Source organism: Pseudomonas sp. EA_35y_Pfl2_R5 (assembly GCF_963970805.1).
GTDB lineage: Bacteria > Pseudomonadota > Gammaproteobacteria > Pseudomonadales > Pseudomonadaceae > Aquipseudomonas.
The window spans coordinates 140,164-159,224 of record NZ_CAXAOW010000008.1 but is presented as its reverse complement, the minus strand read 5'-3'; the positions used below and the strand labels follow the sequence as shown (position 1 = coordinate 159,224).

17 protein-coding genes are annotated in these 19,061 nt (G+C 62.2%); 12 read left to right on the top strand and 5 right to left on the bottom strand.

The window, feature by feature from the left end; all coding sequences use genetic code 11:
* The first annotated feature begins 25 nt into the window (after nt 1–25).
* The 6 genes from AACX99_RS15165 (at nt 26) to AACX99_RS15140 (ending at nt 8,484) form a co-directional block, all read left to right on the top strand.
* A complete protein-coding gene (locus AACX99_RS15165; protein ID WP_339413062.1) occupies nt 26–325 on the top strand; it encodes a hypothetical protein in 300 nt (99 codons plus the stop codon).
* A gap of 68 nt (nt 326–393) precedes the next feature.
* Nucleotides 394–1,173, top strand: coding sequence for a putative metalloprotease CJM1_0395 family protein (locus tag AACX99_RS15160; RefSeq protein WP_339413060.1), 780 nt, complete (start codon nt 394–396; stop codon nt 1,171–1,173).
* A gap of 166 nt (nt 1,174–1,339) precedes the next feature.
* Complete coding sequence (locus tag AACX99_RS15155) at nt 1,340–3,145, top strand: phenylacyl-CoA dehydrogenase (RefSeq protein ID WP_339413059.1); 1,806 nt, start codon at nt 1,340–1,342, stop codon at nt 3,143–3,145.
* Nucleotides 3,146–3,325: 180 nt separating this feature from the next.
* A complete protein-coding gene (locus AACX99_RS15150; protein WP_339413057.1) occupies nt 3,326–4,615 on the top strand; it encodes a GGDEF domain-containing protein in 1,290 nt (429 codons plus the stop codon).
* A gap of 110 nt (nt 4,616–4,725) precedes the next feature.
* Complete coding sequence (locus tag AACX99_RS15145) at nt 4,726–6,522, top strand: acyl-CoA dehydrogenase C-terminal domain-containing protein (RefSeq protein ID WP_339413055.1); 1,797 nt, start codon at nt 4,726–4,728, stop codon at nt 6,520–6,522.
* Nucleotides 6,523–6,705: 183 nt separating this feature from the next.
* Nucleotides 6,706–8,484 (top strand): acyl-CoA dehydrogenase C-terminal domain-containing protein, encoded by a 1,779-nt coding sequence (locus AACX99_RS15140; protein WP_339413053.1) that lies wholly within the window; start codon nt 6,706–6,708, stop codon nt 8,482–8,484.
* A 215-nt stretch (nt 8,485–8,699) separates the two neighbouring features.
* Here the strand turns inward: AACX99_RS15140 and AACX99_RS15135 are convergent, their stop codons facing one another.
* Nucleotides 8,700–9,332 carry a HutD/Ves family protein gene (locus AACX99_RS15135; protein ID WP_339413052.1) on the bottom strand — a complete coding sequence of 211 codons (633 nt, stop codon included), beginning with the start codon at nt 9,330–9,332 and terminating at the stop codon, nt 8,700–8,702.
* 276 nt (nt 9,333–9,608) lie between these two features.
* Here AACX99_RS15135 and hutI point away from each other — a divergent pair, with 276 nt between their 5' ends.
* From hutI to hutC, 5 genes are all read left to right on the top strand, one after another.
* The gene (gene hutI / locus AACX99_RS15130) at nt 9,609–10,844 is read left to right on the top strand and encodes an imidazolonepropionase (protein WP_339413050.1); all 1,236 of its coding nucleotides are present in this window, start codon (nt 9,609–9,611) and stop codon (nt 10,842–10,844) included.
* Entirely contained in the window at nt 10,834–11,775 is a 942-nt protein-coding gene (hutG, locus tag AACX99_RS15125; protein WP_339413049.1) for a formimidoylglutamase, read from the top strand. Before hutI ends, hutG begins: the two co-directional genes overlap by 11 nt.
* Nucleotides 11,776–11,811: 36 nt before the next feature.
* Entirely contained in the window at nt 11,812–13,494 is a 1,683-nt protein-coding gene (gene hutU / locus AACX99_RS15120) for a urocanate hydratase (RefSeq protein WP_339413048.1), read from the top strand.
* Nucleotides 13,491–15,026, top strand: a complete 1,536-nt coding sequence (hutH, locus tag AACX99_RS15115; protein WP_339413046.1) for a histidine ammonia-lyase — start codon at nt 13,491–13,493, stop codon at nt 15,024–15,026. The genes hutU and hutH overlap by 4 nt, the downstream gene beginning before the upstream one ends.
* A gap of 147 nt (nt 15,027–15,173) precedes the next feature.
* The gene (gene hutC / locus AACX99_RS15110) at nt 15,174–15,890 is read left to right on the top strand and encodes a histidine utilization repressor (RefSeq protein WP_090377627.1); all 717 of its coding nucleotides are present in this window, start codon (nt 15,174–15,176) and stop codon (nt 15,888–15,890) included.
* Nucleotides 15,891–15,910: 20 nt separating this feature from the next.
* Here hutC and AACX99_RS15105 read toward each other — a convergent pair whose 3' ends face one another.
* On the bottom strand, nt 15,911–16,567 hold the full coding sequence (locus AACX99_RS15105; RefSeq protein ID WP_339413044.1) for an endonuclease I family protein: 657 nt from the start codon (nt 16,565–16,567) through the stop codon (nt 15,911–15,913).
* Between the two features lie 180 nt (nt 16,568–16,747).
* Here AACX99_RS15105 and AACX99_RS15100 point away from each other — a divergent pair, with 180 nt between their 5' ends.
* On the top strand, nt 16,748–17,026 hold the full coding sequence (locus AACX99_RS15100) for a hypothetical protein (protein WP_339413043.1): 279 nt from the start codon (nt 16,748–16,750) through the stop codon (nt 17,024–17,026).
* Nucleotides 17,027–17,143: 117 nt separating this feature from the next.
* Here AACX99_RS15100 and AACX99_RS15095 read toward each other — a convergent pair whose 3' ends face one another.
* Genes AACX99_RS15095 through AACX99_RS15085 form a run of 3 tightly spaced genes read right to left on the bottom strand, consistent with a single transcriptional unit; the run spans nt 17,144 to nt 19,045 of the window.
* Nucleotides 17,144–17,551: a PaaI family thioesterase gene (locus tag AACX99_RS15095; RefSeq protein WP_339413041.1), complete on the bottom strand. Its 408-nt coding sequence runs from the start codon at nt 17,549–17,551 to the stop codon at nt 17,144–17,146.
* Between the two features lie 28 nt (nt 17,552–17,579).
* Nucleotides 17,580–18,458 (bottom strand): alpha/beta hydrolase family protein, encoded by an 879-nt coding sequence (locus AACX99_RS15090; protein ID WP_339413039.1) that lies wholly within the window; start codon nt 18,456–18,458, stop codon nt 17,580–17,582.
* The gene (locus AACX99_RS15085) at nt 18,455–19,045 is read right to left on the bottom strand and encodes a TetR/AcrR family transcriptional regulator (RefSeq protein ID WP_339413037.1); all 591 of its coding nucleotides are present in this window, start codon (nt 19,043–19,045) and stop codon (nt 18,455–18,457) included. Before AACX99_RS15085 ends, AACX99_RS15090 begins: the two co-directional genes overlap by 4 nt.
* Between the last annotated feature and the right edge of the window lie 16 nt (nt 19,046–19,061).

Genomic DNA, 19,061 nt, shown 5'->3' with positions numbered 1-19,061 from the left:
GGTTTGCCATAGCGGGAGCTTGGGCATGGAAATTTCTGGAAGCGCCTTCAACTCGGGTATCAGCACCATTCAATCGGGCCAGCGCCGGATTGATCAGGCTGCGGCGGATATCGCCAGCAACGCGGTTACCCAGCCCCAACAGTCGACCTCCACACCGCCGGCTAATCAGGTCAATCCTGCACCGAGCTCGGCTGAGCAGACTCGTCCCGATCTGGCGGAGAGCCTGGTCGCCCTGCGCCAAGGCCAGAATGAAGCTGAGGCCGGCGCCAAGGTGGTGAAAACCGCCGATGAAGTCCTTGGCACCCTGATCGACACTACGGCCTGAGTCGCCCGCCTCAGATGTAGTCCGGCTCTGTTATGGAGTGTTAGCAGTCAGGGGCGAGGAGTTATCGCATGCAGATTGGCGGCGCAACGTCTTATCCTGCGCCTGCAGCAACGCTACTGCCGGCTCGGCCTCTTGCGTCCAATATTTCCCCTGATGTATCTCCCGATATCACCCGCGCCGCTCAGGCGCCGATAACCGCTGCCCAGCCGCTGGCCGATGAGCGATCGGCTTCGGCTCGTGAAGAGGCTGATAAATCTACCGACACCTCGGCCAGTCCCAATAAAGCCAAAAGCCGCGAAGGCGAGCCCAGCCCGCAGCAACAACGCCTTGAGCAACTGGAAATCACCAAGCTGGTCAGCCGTGACCAGGAGGTGCGCACCCACGAGCAGGCGCACGCTGCTGTAGGTGGGCGCTATGCCGGGGCGCCGAGTTACACCTACGAGCGCGGCCCGGATGGCAAGCGCTATGCGGTGGGCGGTGAGGTGGGCATCGACACCAGCCCGATCCCGAACGACCCTGAAGCCACCCTGCGTAAGATGGAGGTGGTGATTCGCGCGGCCCTGGCACCTGCCGAGCCGTCGGCACAGGACCGACAGGTGGCCGCGCAAGCCCAGGCGCAAATGGCCGAGGCGCGCGCCCAGCTAGCGCAACAGCAACGCAGTGAAGCAGACGCCGCCAGTGAGGCGCGTGCAGAACAGCGGGAAAAAGCGGACGAAGAACCGCCGGTTGAGGAAGAACAGTCCTCCGCCCCTGCCCAGCAGGATCTACCGCCACCACCTAATCTTGATCTGTATCGGCAACTAAACGGTTTGCAGGCGCCAGCGCCGGTTGTCGATCTGGTGGCCTGAGTGCTGCTTCGGGTGCTTGACATTAAATAGGCATAAACGTATGTTTCAAACGCTTGTTTGATTAGCCCGAGTGCCAAGGGGCAGTCGAGCGTCGGGATTGCTCCCGAAAACGACCGAATATCCGGTCACCTACACACCTAAGAATCCACCGCAGAGGTTAACCGCTATGCCTGATTACAAGGCCCCCTTGCGTGATATCCGTTTCGTACGCGACGAACTGCTCGGCTACGAAGCGCATTATCAGAGCCTGCCTGGCTGCCAGGACGCTACTCCGGACATGGTCGACGCCATCCTTGAAGAAGGCGCTAAGTTCTGTGAGCAAGTGCTGTCGCCGCTGAATCGTGTAGGTGACACCGAAGGTTGCACCTGGTCCGCTGAAGGCGTGAAAACCCCTACCGGCTTCAAAGCTGCCTACAAGCAGTACGTAGAAGGCGGCTGGCCGAGCCTGGCTCACGACGTTGATCACGGCGGCCAAGGCCTGCCGGAATCCCTGGGTCTGGTTGTCAGCGAAATGGTCGGCACCTCGAACTGGTCGTGGGGCATGTACCCAGGCCTGTCGCACGGCGCGATGAACACCATCGCCGAGCACGGTACTGACGACCAGAAGCACACCTACCTGACCAAGTTGGTATCCGGTGAGTGGACCGGCACCATGTGCCTGACCGAACCGCATTGCGGCACCGATCTGGGCATGCTGCGCACCAAGGCCGAGCCTCAGGCTGACGGTTCGTACAAGGTTTCCGGTACCAAGATCTTCATCTCCGCTGGCGAACACGACATGGCCGATAACATCGTCCACATCGTCCTGGCCCGCCTGCCCGACGCGCCGCAAGGCACCAAAGGCATCTCGCTGTTCATCGTGCCGAAGTTCTCGGTTAACGCTGACGGCACCGTTGGCGCACGTAACGCCGTTTCCTGTGGCTCGCTCGAGCACAAGATGGGCATCCACGGTAACGCCACCTGCGTAATGAACTTCGACGGCGCTACCGGCTACCTGATCGGCCCAGCCAACAAAGGCCTGAACTGCATGTTCACCTTTATGAACACGGCTCGCCTGGGTACTGCTCTGCAAGGTCTGGCTCACGCTGAGATCGGTTTCCAGGGTGGCCTGAAGTACGCTCGTGAGCGTCTGCAGATGCGTTCCCTGACTGGCCCGAAAGCGCCGGAAAAAGCCGCTGACCCGATCATCGTCCACCCGGACGTGCGTCGCATGCTGCTGACCATGAAAGCCTTCGCTGAAGGTAACCGTGCGATGGTGTACTTCACTGCCAAGCAGGTCGACATCGTCAAGTACAGCCAGGACGAAGCCGAGAAGAAGCAAGCCGACGCACTGCTGGCTTTCCTCACTCCAATCGCCAAAGCATTCATGACCGAAGTCGGCTTCGAAGCGGCCAACCACGGCGTACAGATCTACGGCGGCCACGGCTTTATCGCCGAGTGGGGCATGGAGCAGAACGTTCGCGACAGCCGTATCTCCATGCTGTACGAAGGCACCACCGGTATCCAGGCGCTCGACCTGCTGGGCCGTAAAGTGCTGCAGACTCAAGGCGAAGCGCTGAAAGGCTTCACCAAGATCGTGCACAAGTTCTGCCAGGCTAACGAAGCCAACGACGCCGTTAAAGCGTTCGTCGAGCCTCTGGCCAAGCTGAACAAGGAGTGGGGCGACCTGACCATGAAAGTGGGCATGGCCGCGATGAAAGACCGCGAAGAAGTCGGTGCCGCTTCGGTGGACTACCTGATGTACTCCGGCTACGTCTGCCTGGCCTACTTCTGGGCTGACATGGCGCGCCTGGCTGCCGAGAAGATCGCTGCCGGCACTGAAGACGAAGCCTTCTACAAGGCCAAGCTGCAGACCGCTCGTTTCTACTTCGCGCGCATCCTGCCACGTACCCGTAGCCACGTAGAGGCCATGCTGTCCGGCGCCAACAACCTGATGGACATGGACGAAGAGCACTTCGCTCTGGGCTACTAAGCCTCAACGCTCCACCGCAGGTCGAAAACCGCTGCCCCTTGGGGTGGCGGTTTTTTTATTTGGGGCGGATAAAAAGTCCGAGGCAGCTTGTCGATTTGCCTGTCAGGTTCCGTGCGAAACACTCTCGTTACAGGCAAACTGCGCGACGTTATCCGCTTTTATCGCGGTGTGGAGCCTGTCTTGTCGCGTCTTGCTGCTGTGCGCTTCAGCCATTTTCTGCCTTCGCTGCTGCTTCTGTTCGGCGGCTTGCTGTTGGCGCGATTGGCGGTGCTGAGTGAGTTTTTCACCTCGTTGTTCAATGTGCTGCCGACGCTGCTGCTGTTGCTCGGCGGCGCGTTCTGCCTGGTGTATGGCCGTCAGCGCGAGGTGTTTCTGCTGCTGACGCTGTACCTCGGTTACTTCCTGCTCGATACCCAGGTCGATCACTTTCGCGCCACGGGGCAGGTGCGCAGTGATGCGGCGCTGATCTTTCATCTGTGCAGCCTATTGCTGCCGCTGCTCTACAGCCTTTACGCCGCCTGGCAGGAGCGCACTCACCTGCTGCAGGACCTGATCGCTCGGGCCGCAGTTCTGATGGCAGTCAGTGCGGTAGCGGTGGGCCTGGCGCAGCGTTTTCCCGAGGCGTTGCTGCACTGGCTATCGCTGGTGCGCTGGCCGGCGCTACAGGTCGAGTGGCTGGCGCTGGTGCAGCTGGCTTATCCGGTATTTTTCCTCGGTCTGATTCTGCTGGTGGTGCAGTACCTGCGCGCGCCACGGCCGTTGCATGCGGCGCAGTTGCTGGGGTTGTGCGGCCTGCTGTGGATGCTGCCGAACACCTTCATTTTGCCCAACGCGCTGAATGTAATGAGCAGCCAGATCATGCTGATCCTAGTCGCGGCGGTGGCGCACGAGGCTTATCAGATGGCCTTCCGTGACGAACTTACCGGCCTGCCGGGACGCCGCGCCTTGAATGAACGCCTGCAGCGTCTGGGCCGTAGTTATGTGATTGCTATGGCCGACGTCGATCATTTCAAGAAATTCAACGACACCCATGGCCACGATGTCGGCGATCAGGTGCTGCGCCTGGTAGCCGCTCAGCTGCGCAAGATCGGCGGCGGGGGCAAGGCCTACCGTTATGGTGGCGAGGAGTTCACTCTGGTGTTCCCCGGCAAGACGCTTGAGGAATGCCTACCGCACCTTGAAGTGATACGCCAGGCCATCGAGACCTACCGCATCCAGCTGCGCGACAAGCAGCAGCGCCCGCAGGACGACAAGCAGGGCAGAGCGCGGCGGGCTGGCAGCGCGGCGAATCAGGTGTCGGTGACGGTCAGCATGGGGGTGGCCGAGCGCGGGCTGGAGCAGCGCAGCCCAGAGGAAGTACTCAAAGCCGCCGATCAGGCGCTGTATAACGCCAAGGGCGCCGGGCGTAACTGTGTGCGCAGTTATGGCCAGCGGCGCGGCGCGGTCAAGCTGGAAGCTTCGCGTAACTAAGGCCGTCGGCTAATGGCAGTGTATTCAGCATCTGCACTGTGATTGTTGCGGCGCGGCATGGGCCGTAGCGTAGAGCACTAATCCACGCTCTAGCTGACGGAGATGCCAGCATGCCCGAGTACAAAGCCCCCCTGCGCGATATGCACTTTCTGATCGACGAGGTCTTCGACTTTCATGCCGGCTACGCCGCGATGGGTGCCAGCGACGCCACTCCGGATATGGTCAGCGCGATCCTCGCCGAGGGTGCGAAGTTCTGCGAGCAGGTGCTGGCCCCGCTGAACCGCTCCGGCGATGAAGAGGAATGTCAGATTAACGACGGCGTGGTGACCACGCCCAAGGGCTTCAAGGAAGCCTTTGCCCAGTACGTTGAAGGCGGCTGGAACGGTCTGGCGGCTGACCCGGCCTATGGCGGTCAGGGTTTACCGCATTCCCTCGGCTTGCTGATCGGGGAAATGGTCGGCGCGAGCAACACCTCCTGGGGCATGTACCCCGGCCTGACCCATGGCGCGATGTCGGCGATCCACGCCCACGGTACCGAAGCGCAGAAGCAGACCTACCTGAGCAAACTCACCGAAGGCAGCTGGACCGGCACCATGTGCCTGACCGAAGCCCACTGCGGCACCGACCTGGGCCTGATCAAGACCCGCGCCGTGCCCCAGGCTGACGGCAGCTATGCAGTTAGTGGCAGCAAGATATTTATCTCCGCCGGCGAGCACGACATGAGCGAGAACATCGTTCATCTGGTGCTGGCCAAGCTGCCCGACGCGCCCGCCGGTACCAAGGGCATCTCGCTGTTTATCGTGCCCAAGTTCCTGCCCAACGCTGACGGTCAGGCAGGCGCGCGCAATGGCGTCAGCTGCGGCTCGATTGAGCACAAGATGGGCATCAAGGCCTCGGCCACCTGCGTGATCAACTTCGACAGCGCCACCGGCTACCTGATCGGCGAGGCCAACAAGGGCCTCAACTGCATGTTCACCATGATGAACCACGCGCGCCTGGGCACCGGCATGCAGGGTCTGTGTCTCGGTGAAACCAGCTTCCAGGGCGCGATCAAGTACGCCACTGAGCGCCTGCAGATGCGCGCGCTGACCGGGCCGAAAGCGCCGGATAAAGCCGCCGACCCGATCATCGTCCACCCCGATGTACGACGCATGCTGCTGACCATGAAAGCGTTCAACGAAGGCAACCGCGCGCTGGCCTATTTCACCGCGCAGCTGATCGATCAGGCGCACCGTGGCTACAGCGCCGAGCAGCGTGAGGAGGCGGAGAACCTGTTGGCTTTCCTTACGCCGATCTGCAAAGCCTTTATGACCGAGACAGGTCTGGAGGTGACTAACCACGGCATGCAGGTGTTCGGCGGCCATGGTTTTATCCGCGAATGGGGCATGGAGCAGCTGGTGCGCGACTGCCGCATCGCACCTATCTATGAAGGCACCAACGGTATCCAGGCCCTCGACTTGCTCGGGCGCAAGGTGCTCGGTAGCCAGGGCAAGTTGCTGCGCGGCTTTACCAAGACCGTCCACAAATTCTGCGAGGCCCAGGCCGAGCATCCGCAGCTCAAGGGCTATGTCGCCCAACTGGCGACGCTCAATCAGCAGTGGGGCGCGCTGACCCAGAAGATCGGCATGGCGGCGATGAAGAACCCAGACGAAGTCGGTGCTGCCTCGGTGGATTACCTGATGTATTCCGGCTACGTCACCCTGGCGTATTTCTGGCTGCGCATGGCCCTGGTCGCCCAGCAGAAGCTGGAGGCGGGTGAGGGCGAGGCTGCGTTCTACCAAGCCAAACTGGCGACTTGCGAGTTCTACTTCAAACGCCTGTTGCCGCGTACTGCCGCCCACCTGGCGGGTGCCGAGGCGGGCAGCGAATGCCTGATGCGTTTGCCGGCCGAGCATTTCGCCCTCTGACCGACGGTTGCAAACGCTCCAAAGCCCGCCATTCGGCGGGCTTTGCCGTTAATAAGGCGGCGGTTGGCCTAACAAACGAATGGTGACTTTCTGGTCACGACGCGACGCTATGTGTCTAAAAAGTTGTTCGGTTAGACTTCATGCACATCTTTACACCTGCTGGTTCGTCCGAGGAATTGCCCCATGGCTGACTACAAAGCTCCCCTGCGCGATATGCGCTTCGTGCTCAATGAAGTGTTTGAAGTTTCCAAGCTGTGGGCCCAGTTGCCGGCCCTGGCTGAAGTGGTCGATGAAGACACTGCAGCGGCCATTCTCGAAGAAGCCGGCAAGGTCACCGGCGGCGTGATTGCCCCGCTAAACCGCAGTGGCGACGAAGAAGGCTGTTCTTGGGCCAACGGCTCGGTGAAAACCCCAGCCGGCTTCCCGGATGCCTACAAAACCTACGCCGAAGGCGGCTGGGTCGGTGTAGGCGGTGATCCGGTATTCGGCGGCATGGGCATGCCCAAGGCGATCTCGGCCCAGGTCGAGGAAATGGTCAACTCGGCCAACCTGTCGTTCGGCCTGTACCCGATGCTCACGGCCGGTGCCTGCCTGTCGATCAATGCCCACGCCAGCGAAGAGCTGAAAGAGAAATACCTGCCGAACATGTATTCCGGCCAATGGGCGGGCTCCATGTGCCTGACCGAGCCGCATGCGGGTACCGACCTGGGCATCATCCGCACCAAGGCCGAGCCGCAGGCTGATGGCAGCTTCAAGGTGTCCGGCACCAAGATCTTTATCACCGGCGGTGAGCACGACCTGACCGAGAACATCATCCATCTGGTGCTGGCCAAACTGCCGGACGCCCCGGCGGGCCCGAAAGGCATCTCGCTGTTCCTGGTACCGAAGGTCATGGTCAACGCCGACGGTTCCCTGGGTGAGAAGAACTCGCTGTCCTGCGGTTCCATCGAGCACAAGATGGGCATCAAGGCCTCGGCCACCTGCGTGATGAACTTCGACGGAGCCACCGGCTGGATCGTCGATGCGCCGAACAAGGGCCTCGCCGCGATGTTCACCATGATGAACTACGAGCGCCTGGGCGTTGGCATCCAGGGTCTGTCTCTGGGCGAGCGCAGCTACCAGAACGCCGTGGAATACGCCCGCGACCGTATTCAGAGCCGTGCGCCGACTGGCCCGGTAGCCAAGGACAAAGCCGCCGACCCGATCATCGTGCACCCGGACGTACGTCGCATGCTGCTGACCATGAAAGCGCTGAACGAAGGCGGCCGTGCCTTCTCCAGCTACGTGGCCATGCAGCTGGACACCGCCAAGTTCAGCGAAGACGCCGCCACCCGCAAACGCGCGGAAGAGCTGGTGGCTTTGCTGACCCCGGTAGCCAAGGCCTTCCTCACCGATATGGCGCTGGAAACCACCACCCACGGCCAGCAGATCTTCGGCGGCCACGGTTATATCCGTGAGTGGGGCCAGGAGCAGCTGATCCGCGACTGCCGCATCACCCAGATCTACGAAGGCACCAACGGCATTCAGGCGCTCGATCTGGTCGGCCGTAAAGTGGTTGGCAGCGGCGGTGCGTTCTACAAGCACTTCGCCGAAGAGATCAAAGCCTTCACCGATTCCGCCGACAGCAGCCTGGCCGAGTTTATCGAGCCGCTGAAAGACGCCATCGCCAACCTGGAACTGATGACCGCCGATCTGCTGGAACGCGCCAAGGCCAACCCGAACGAAGTCGGCGCCGCCTCGGTCGAGTACCTGCAGGTGTTCGGTTATACCGCCTACGCCTACATGTGGGCCCTGATGGCACGCACCGCACTGGCCAAGCAGGATCAGGATGAGTTCTACGTCAGCAAGCTGGGCACCGCGCGTTTCTTCTTCGCCCGCCTGCTGCCGCGTATCCACTCGCTGACGGCTTCGGTAAAAGCTGGTAGCGAGAGCCTGTACCTGCTCGACGCCGCGCAGTTCTAAGACACTGTCTCGGACCTGCTGCGCGTCGGCGATACTGCGTTGAAAACAGCCGCGGAATGCTCATTTACAACCAGTAAACTCCGCTTCCTTGGCTGTTTTCGCCTTGTCTCGCTCTAGCTCGCGAGACCCAAAACAGTGGCTACGCCTTACTTGTAATGCAAAGCCCCGGCCCAGTGCCGGGGCTTTTGCGTTTAAGGGCCTGGATTTGTCTGGCGCTAAACCCAGTTGTCGCTTAGCAGATCAATGGCGCCCTGTCCGGCGCTGGCCGGCTCCAGTCGCGCCAGGTAGAGGGCGCTGCGGCCCTGGCTGGTCAGCCGCCAGGGGCCGGCTTCGTCTTGCACCAGCAAGCCTTGCCCGGCGTTCAGGCTGACGGGCGCGGTGTCGGCCCTGGCGCACGTCAGGCCAGCGCCGCTGCAGCAGTAGATAAACAGCACGGCGCTGCTGTCGAGCCACTGCTGGCCCTGCAGTTCGCGGTATTCCAGGCGGTGTTGCCAGCGATTACGACGGCTCATCAGATTGAAGTCCTGCACCGGGCCATCAAGCAGCTCGGCCTGTACATCCAGCTCGCCGGGAAAGGCCACCACCGGGGTGTGGCTATCGAGCTCGAGGCTGATCTGCTCGGGTAGATTCAGGCGCAGGCCAGCGCCGCCGAGCAGCCCTAGGCTACGGTCGATGCCTGGGTAATGAGAGAAGGGGCCGGCGCTTTCCACCCGCGCGCTGCTGATACGCCACTCAAAGTTGCTTAGATCCGCGTCAGGCGGTGCGATGGCCAGTTCCAGGGTTACGCCCTTGCCGTTCTTCCATGACAGTTGGCGGGCGGTACTGCTGTCGATAATCCGGATGCTCACGGCGGTTGCTCATACAGGCTGTTTGTATATGTATATGTATATACATTAACGTATTACGACTGCACAGAGGCTGTGCGAGCCGAGCGCTGCCGTCCGTCTGCTACTGGACTTTGCTGTTGAGTAGCATGCGCCGTCTATCTCGGCGGTTTCTTTGGTTATGCCTTCGCGCGGGCATATGACGGTTGTAGCACGGCAGTGATTTTTGGCTGACGAACGGGGTTGACGACTGCATGGTCGAATTCTATTGTATATACAAGTTCGCTCAAGGAGAGTCCCATGTCCCCGTCCGCCCCGCGCCTGCTTTGGCGCGAGCTCTGCCTCTTTGATGGCCTGACGACGCTGGCTGAGCCGGTCAATCTGCTGGTGGCGGATGGCAAGGTCGCGGGGCTGTGGCCTACCAGCGCATTTCCTGAGGCTATGGCTGAGGGCGCGGTCGAAGCCGGGCGGGGCGGGGTGATGACCCCGGGTCTGGTGGATTGCCACACTCATCTGGTGTACGCCGGCAACCGCGCGGCTGAGTTCGAGCAGCGCCTTGAGGGTGCCAGCTACGCCGAGATTGCCAAGGCCGGCGGCGGCATTCTCAGCACCGTGCGCGCCACCCGCGCGGCCAGCGAGGACGAACTGCTGGCGCAGAGCCTGCAGCGTTTACAGGCGCTGCTGGACGACGGCGTCACCACCCTGGAAATCAAATCCGGCTACGGCCTGAGCACCGCCGATGAGTTGAAGATGCTGCGCGTCGCCCGCCGTTTCGGCGAGTTGCTGCCCGTGCGCATCACCACTACTTTGCTCGGTGCCCACGCCTTGCCGCCGGAGTTCGCCGACGACAGCGATGGCTATATCGCCCTGGTGTGCAACGAGATGATCCCGGCGGCCGTTGCCGAAGGCCTGGCCGATGCGGTGGACGTGTTCTGCGAAAACATCGGCTTCACGCCGGCGCAGTGCGAATTAGTGTTCCAGGCGGCGCAGCGCCATGGCCTACCGATCAAGATGCACGCTGAGCAATTGTCCAATCAGGGCGGCAGTGCCCTAACCGCACGTTATCGGGGCCTCTCGGCCGACCATATCGAGTTTCTCGACGAGGCCGGGGTGCAGGCCATGGCTGCCGCCGGCACCGTGGCCACCCTGTTGCCGGGGGCCTTTTATACCCTGCGGGAAACCCAGTTGCCGCCCATTGCGTTGCTGCGTCAGCACAAGGTGCCGATGGCCCTGGCCAGCGATGCCAACCCTGGCACTTCGCCGATCTGCTTTCCGACCCTGACCCTTAACCAGGCCTGCACTCTGTTCCGTTTGACCCCGCGCGAAGCCCTGGCCGGTATGACCGCCCATGCCGCCCGCGCCCTCGGTCGCCCAGATCTCGGGCGGGTTGAGGTTGGGGCCCCAGCCGATCTGTGCCTGTGGGATGTGCAGCAACCCGCCGAACTGGCCTATGCAGTCCAGCCGGGCCGGCTGCGTCAGCGCATCTTCAACGGCGCCATTAGTTACAGAAAAGAGGCCAACAGCCATGCACGCTGATCGTCATTCCATGGACCTCTGGCAGGGCCGCATCGACCCGGAAGCCGACAGCCCGCGCTGGCATCAGCGCATTCAGGCGCTCAGCGCCGACAGCCAGCCTGGCGTGGCCCTGCTCGGTTTCGCCAGCGACGAAGGCGTGCGGCGCAACCATGGCCGCGTTGGCGCAGTAAATGGTCCGCTGGCGATGCGTAAGGCGTTGGCCAACCTGGCCTGGCATCGCCAGGGCGCGGCCTATGACGCCGGTGATGTGCTGTGCACCGATGGCGATCTGGAAAGCGCCCAGGCGCGCCTCGGTCATAACGTCTGCGCGCTGCTGGATGCCGGGCATCTGCCCATCGTGCTCGGCGGCGGCCATGAGGTGGCCTTCGGCAGCTGGCAGGGCATTGCCGAGCATATGGCCGGCGCTGCTGCCCCACGTATCGGCATTATCAATTTCGATGCGCATTTTGATCTGCGCGACCCGGCTCACGTGCGTTCCTCCGGCACGCCGTTCGCGCAGATTGCCGAGCAGTGCGCCGCCCGTGGCTGGCCGTTCGCTTATGCCTGCCTCGGTGTCAGCCGCGCCAGCAATACCCGCGCCTTGTTCCAGCGCGCCGCCGAGCTGAACGTGCTGGTGCGTGAAGACCGTGAGATCAGGGAAGGCAGCCTGCCGGCACTTAGCGCCGAACTGTCGGCCTTTATCGCTGGTTGCGATGCCATCTACCTGACCATCGATATCGACGTGCTGCCGGCCTGCGAAGCCCCCGGCGTCAGCGCCCCGGCCGCGCGTGGCGTGCCGCTGGCGCTGCTCGAACCGCTGCTGGAAACCGTGCGCGACAGCGGCAAGTTGCGCCTGATGGACCTGGCCGAACTCAACCCCGAACAGGATATCGACAGCCGCACCGCCAAGGTCGCGGCGCGGCTGATTCATCTACTGACCCTGACTCTCTGAAACCGAACCTTACAGCTAACAAGAACAGGAGCCCCAATGAGCCTCTTCCGCGATACCGAAATCCGCGCCGCCCGTGGCACCACGTTGACCGCCAAGAGCTGGCTGACCGAAGCGCCGCTGCGCATGCTGATGAACAACCTCGACCCGGAAGTGGCCGAGAATCCCAAGGAGCTGGTGGTGTACGGTGGCATCGGCCGCGCTGCGCGTAACTGGGAGTGCTACGACAAGATCGTCGAAGTGCTGACCCGCCTGGAGGACAACCAAACCCTGCTGATTCAATCCGGCAAGCCGGTTGGCGTGTTCGAGACGCACAAGGACGCGCCGCGCGTGCTGCTGGCCAACTCCAACCTGGTGCCGCACTGGGCCACCTGGGAGCACTTCAACGAGCTGGATGCCAAGGGCCTGGCCATGTACGGCCAGATGACCGCCGGCAGCTGGATCTATATCGGCAGCCAGGGCATCGTCCAGGGCACCTATGAAACCTTCGTCGAGGCCGGTCGCCAGCATTACGGCGGCAACCTCAAGGGCCGTTGGGTACTGACTGCCGGCCTTGGCGGCATGGGCGGTGCGCAGCCACTGGCGGCGACCCTGGCCGGTGCTTGCTCGCTAAATATCGAATGCCAGCAGAGCCGTATCGATTTCCGCTTGAAGACTCGTTACGTCGACGAACAGGCCGCCGATCTCGACGACGCCCTGGCGCGTATCGACAAATACACCGGCGAAGGCAAGGCGGTGTCCATCGCCCTCTGTGGTAATGCCGCCGAGATCCTCCCGGAACTGGTCAAACGCGGCGTTCGGCCGGATATGGTCACCGACCAGACCAGCGCCCACGACCCGCGCCACGGCTACCTGCCAGCAGGCTGGAGCTGGGACGAATACGTCGCCCGCGGCAAGACCGAGGAGGCCGTGGTGGTCAAGGCCGCCAAGCAGTCCATGGCCGTGCATGTGCGCGCCATGCTGGCCTTCCAGCAGATGGGCGTGCCGACCTTCGACTACGGCAACAATATCCGCCAGATGGCCTTGCAGGAGGGTGTCGACAACGCCTTCGATTTCCCTGGTTTCGTTCCGGCCTATATCCGTCCGCTGTTCTGCCAGGGCATCGGCCCGTTCCGCTGGGTGGCGCTGTCCGGCGACCCGGAGGACATCTACAAGACCGACGCCAAGGTCAAGGAACTGATCCCGGATGACGCCCACCTGCACAACTGGCTGGACATGGCCCGTGAACGCATCAGCTTCCAGGGCCTGCCGGCACGTATCTGCTGGGTCGGCCTGAAAGACCGCGCGCGCCTGGCTCAGGCCTTCAACGACATGGTCGCCAGTGGCGAGCTGAAAGCGCCGATCGTTATCGGTCGCGACCACCTCGACTCGGGTTCGGTAGCCAGCCCCAACCGTGAGACCGAGGCCATGCAGGACGGCTCCGATGCCGTCTCCGACTGGCCGCTGCTCAACGCCCTGCTCAATACCGCCGGCGGCGCGACCTGGGTGTCGCTGCACCACGGTGGCGGCGTCGGTATGGGCTATTCGCAGCATTCCGGGGTGGTCATAGTGGCCGACGGCACGCCGGAAGCCCGCGCCCGACTCGGCCGCGTGCTGCGCAACGATCCGGGCACCGGAGTGATGCGCCACGCCGATGCCGGTTATGAGATTGCCGTAGATTGCGCTAGCGAGCAGGGCCTCGACCTGCCGATGATTGGCGCGACCCAAGGAGCCCATGCATGAGCCTGTTTACCCTGCACCCTGGCCAGTTGACCCTGGCCCAACTGCGCGCCGCCTACCAGGCACCCCTGCGTGTGAGCCTGGCAGCGTCGGCCTATCCGGCCATCGAAGCCAGTGTTGCCTGCGTCAACGGCATCATTGCCGAAGGCCGTACCGCTTACGGCATCAACACCGGTTTCGGTCTGTTGGCCTCGACCCGCATCGCCAACGAGGACCTGGAAAAACTCCAGCGCTCGCTGGTGCTGTCGCATGCTGCCGGCATCGGCGAGCCGCTGGAAGACGCCATGGTGCGGCTGATCATGCTGCTCAAGGTCAACAGCTTGGCGCGTGGTTTCTCGGGCATCCGCCTGAAAGTTATCGAGGCGCTGATCGCCTTGATCAACGCCGAGGTCTATCCGCACATTCCATTGAAAGGCTCAGTGGGTGCATCCGGCGACCTGGCGCCCCTGGCGCATATGTCGCTGGTGCTGCTCGGCGAAAGTCAGGCGCGCCATAAAGGCCAGTGGCTGCCGGCGAGCGAAGCCCTGGCGATTGCCGGCCTCGAACCCATGACCCTGGCGGCCAAGGAAGGTCTGGCTTTGCTCAACGGCACCCAGGTGTCCACCGCCTATGCGCTGCGCGGTCTGTTCGAGGCCGAGGATCTGTTCGCCGCGGCGACCGTCTGCGGCGGCCTGACCGTCGAGGCGGCGCTGGGCTCGCGGGCACCTTTCGATGCGCGCATCCACGCCGCCCGCGGCCAGCGTGGGCAGATTGATGCCGCAACTGTCTATCGCCATCTGCTCGGCGACAGCAGTGAAGTCGGCCGCTCTCATGAGGCTTGCGACAAGGTGCAGGACCCCTATTCGCTGCGCTGCCAGCCCCAGGTTATGGGCGCCTGCCTGACCCAGCTGCGCCAGGCCGCCGAGGTGTTGGCGGTGGAAGCCAATGCGGTATCGGATAACCCACTGGTGTTCGCCGCCGAGGGCGATGTGATTTCCGGTGGCAACTTCCACGCCGAACCCGTGGCCATGGCCGCCGACAACCTGGCCCTGGCCATCGCCGAGATCGGCGCCCTGAGCGAACGCCGTACCTCGCTGATGATGGACAAGCATATGTCACAACTGCCGCCGTTTCTGGTGGCCAATGGCGGGGTCAACTCCGGCTTTATGATCGCCCAGGTTACCGCTGCCGCATTGGCCAGCGAGAACAAGGCGCTGGCTCATCCGCACAGCGTCGACAGCCTGCCGACCTCGGCCAACCAGGAAGACCACGTGTCCATGGCCCCTGCTGCTGGCAAACGCCTGTGGGAAATGGCCGCCAATACCCGTGGCGTACTGGCCATCGAATGGCTGGGCGCGTGCCAGGGCCTGGATTTTCGCGAAGGGCTGAAAAGCTCGCCGCTGCTGGAACAGGCGCGTCAGGCGCTGCGCGCGCAGGTGCCGTACTACGTTGAAGACCGCTTCTTCGCCCCGGATATCGAGGCAGCCAATGCCCTGCTCGCCGAGCGCGTGCTGACCCCACTGTTGCCGACTGGGATGCTGCCGTCACTAACGTAGTCGGGCCCGTGGGTAGGGTGGGCAACACGAGGCTTGCCCACTGGGCTTAGCGTGTTGCAACGGTGGGCAAGCAAAGCGTTGCCCACCCTACGTTGCGGCTTGTTGACGCGTTATTATCCGCGCATCGGGACACCCCAAGGAGCCGCTGTGAGCAGTACAACCCCGCGCTACAAAGCGATTGAAGCGTTTCTGCTGGAGCGCATCCATAGCGGCGCTTACCCGGTCAATCATCAGATTCCGCCGGAAGAGCAGCTGGCGCGGGATTTCGGAGTCAGCCGGATGACCGCCAACAAGGCCATTCGCGATCTGGTGCAGAAGGGCTATCTGCTGCGCCAGGCTGGCCTGGGTACCTTTGTCACCGACCGCAAGGCCGAATCATCGCTGCATGAAGTGCTGAATATTGCCAATGAAGTGCGCGGTCGTGGGCACGCCTACAGTAACGACATCATTCGCTGTGAAGCGCTGGCGGCCGATGATGAGGTGGCGCTGCGCCTTGGCCTGCGTCTGGGCGCGGAGGTGTTTCACAGCATTCTGGTGCACCGCGAGGATGGCGTGCCGATCCAGCTGGAAGACCGCTTCGTCAACCCGCGCTGGGTGCCGCATTACCTGGACAGTGATTTTTCCCGGCAGACGCCCAACGAGGTGCTGGTCAGCAGCTGCCCGATCTCCGATGTCGAGCATGTGGTCGAGGCGGTGTTGGTGGATCAGCAGGTGGCCGACTGGCTGGCTATCGAAGTGGCCGCGCCGTGCCTGAGTGTGATTCGCCGGACCTGGTCGGATGAGCATCTGATCAGCTACGCCCGGTTGATCCATCCGGGCGATCGTTACAAGCTGCGTTCATCACACAAGCCGCGCCGCTCATAGCAAACGCTGAGTGACGCCGATCAATTATTGATCTGCTGCTCGACCAGTTCCGGATTGTCGATAAAGCGGTTGCGGGTGCCTTGCAGGCTGGCGATCTTGTCGTTACGCGCCTTTTCCTCAGCGTCCGGCGGGTCCATCTGGTGCCACTTCTTATACACCTGCACCTGGCCAACGATGGGCAGGTCGTACTCGACATGCATATAGAAAATCGCCCGGGCCACGTTGCCCTTGGCTTCGTCGCGTGGCTCGACTAGCTGGAAGCTGGTCTTCATATGGCAGCCGATATCGTCGAACTTGCTTGGCACGCTGTCGTCCAGCTCGCCGAACTGCGCATTACGCCGCACCAGCTCGACGCGGGTCATTGCCGGGTAGAGGTTGTGCAGATCGGAGGTCATGTAGACATAACGCGGGTTCATGATTCCGCACTGACGGTCGGTGACGCAGCGCAGGGCGCTTTTCAGCTGTCTAGTGCTGTAGATCGCGCTGGCTTTGAGCTGGCCGCTCTCTTCGGTGAAGTCTTTACCGCAATACAGCGTGCTGCCGCCCTGGCCGTAAAGCTGGCTCCAGAACAATTGCACGGCGGCTTTGGGATCGGAAAGTTGGTTCTGTCCGTTGGCCAATGTGGGTAGGCTGATGCTAGCTGTCAGACAGCCGATGGCGAAAAGCAGTGAGCGCATGCGTAGCCCCAATGACCGCCGTTGTCGGCGCTTGTTGTTTTTGTAAGACAGGATCGAGTCTAACAAGACCTACGTCACAAAATAAAGCCGAGCGGTTGCTCGGTTTTACCCGAAAAAGCGTTGTGTAGGCGATGGCTTACACGGTGTGATGCAGATTGCCACTATGCCGGTTAGCGGGCGATGGCTAATCTGCTGCCCGTGGACGTCGCGCAGGAAGCGCACTTTAGCAACAAGGATACGTGGGACAGCTGCCAGGATGGCAAGCAGATCAAGGATGTCAGCAAACAGTCTGCAAAAGCCCCGCAATCGCGGGGTTTTCTTTTTTATGCTCAGCGCCTCCATGCGCTTTACCCCTTGGGGCTTGCGCGCAAAAACGTTCCCGACGTTTTTGTGGGCTGCCATCCATGGCCGCCACCCTTCGGGCCATCGCTGCGCGATGTTGAAAATCATTCCAGATGATTTTTTATGCTCAGCGCCTCCATGCGCTTTACCCCTCTGGGGCTTTCAGGCAAAAGCGCTTCTGACCTTTTCTGGCTTGCGTTCGCCAAACCGCTCAACCATCTCGACGTGCGAACGCTATCGCGTGATTACGCTAAATACCGCGCTGGCACGGGCGATGCGTACGGATTCGACCATGAAGTAGCAATTGGCAAACGCCAGGCTTTTGCCGACCTTTTGTACATCGCTTTCAATGCTGATCCAGTCGCCGAGTTTGGCGGTGCCCGCGTAGTCGATGGTCAGGCTGCTGGTGACTATTGGCGTGGGCGGCTCGTGGGCGAAGGCACTGTTATAACCCAGGGCGACGTCGGCCAGGCTGCTCAGTACGCCGCCATGCACCAGGCCGCGGGCATTGCAGTGTTTTTCCTCGGCACGTAGGCCAATCACCAGGCCCGTCTCTGTGCGCTGGTTGTAGATCGGCCCCAGCAGATCAAGAAAGGGGCTGCTTCTAAACAGCGGGGTAAAGCCTGCGGGAATCATGCTCATCAGCAAAGCCTCCTTTGTTATCGGATGTTCAGGCGGCCTGGCGCTGCGCCTGTAATTCAGCAAACCAGTTCAGCGTTTCATCCCAAAGCGACTGCGCAGCCGGGCGGAAGTAGCCCATATGACCGATGGCGCCGATGCTGGCGGTTGAGTCAATGGTGCGCGCTTGATAAGGCGCGGCGCTGTAGGCGGCCATAAAGGCATCGCGCGAGGCAGGCGGGGCCCACAGATCGTCAAGGGCGTTGGCGGCGATAATCGGCGTGCTGACCTGAGCAAAGCGCTCCGCCAATTCCGGCATTTGCGGGTCTTCGAAGAAGTAGCGCGGGTAGCTGCACCAGCGCTTCCACTGTTTGTACACGCCCAGTGGCAGGTCCTCGCCCATGCCCAGCTTGCTCCATGCCAGGTAGCCCTTGTAGCGGGTCAGCAGTGGGCCGATCAACCGCCACATGGTCAGCACGCGCAGTTGCTCGGCCTTGGGCATCCAGCCGTGCCAGCCGGCACCAGTGCCGAATGTGTAAAAACCCTGGACCTGATCATGGTTTGGCAGCAGACCGAAGGCATGCCCGCCAAAGGAATGGCCGACCATATACAGCGGCCGCTGCGGGTGACGGTGCTGGTCGACGGCAGCCGCCAGGTCGAGGTGTGCCCAGTCCAGATAGTCCATGGCAAAGCCGCGCAGGCTGGCGGGTTTCGATTGGCCGATACCGCGGTAGTCCAGGGTCAGGGTGCTGTAGCCGCGTTGCGCGGCGTATTCGGCAAAACGTCGATAGAAGCCCTGCGGCACGCCGGTGGCGCCGGCAATCACTAGCTGCGCGATCGGCTCCGGCGCGTGGTACAGCGTGGCGGTGAGCGGATAACCGTCGAGTGCCGGCAGCTGCACGTTTTCGCTAAGGATGGCTGGGGTGTTCATGGGCGGACTCCTCCCGGAAACTGTTCGCGGGTCAGGTTGAACAGGGCAGTGGCTGCGCGCTTGAGCGGCTCGCTGCTGCCGGCCACGCGGGCTTGCAGCAGCCCGCCTTCATACAGCGCGACAAACAGTGCGGCGAGGTTATCCGCCTGCTCGCTGGGGTAACCGTAGGCATGCAGTTGTGCGCTTAGCGCCTGGCGCACGGCAGTAAAACTGCGCTGCAGGGCGGCGCGAATTTCCAGATCTTCCGGGCCACTTTCCAAGGCGACGGTGGCTAGCGGGCAGCCACGTTCGAACTTGCTGTTCTCCAGCTGTTGCAGAGCGCCTTGTAACCAGTTGTGCAGCGCCTTGAGCGGGTCCGACTGCTGGGCAAAAAGCTGGGTAAACAGGCTGTCGATATGCCGGCTGATATGGTCGATAGCTGCCACCGCTAGCTCGCTCTTACCGCCAGGGAAGTGGTGATAGAGGCTGCCCTTGGGCGCGCCGGCAATTTCCAGCAGCTCACTCAGGCCAACGCCATGCAGCCCTTTGCGTTGCAAGGCATCGGCCATGGCGTGAATCAGTTTGTCGCGGGTCGAGATCTTTTTCATGGGCTAAATATATAGA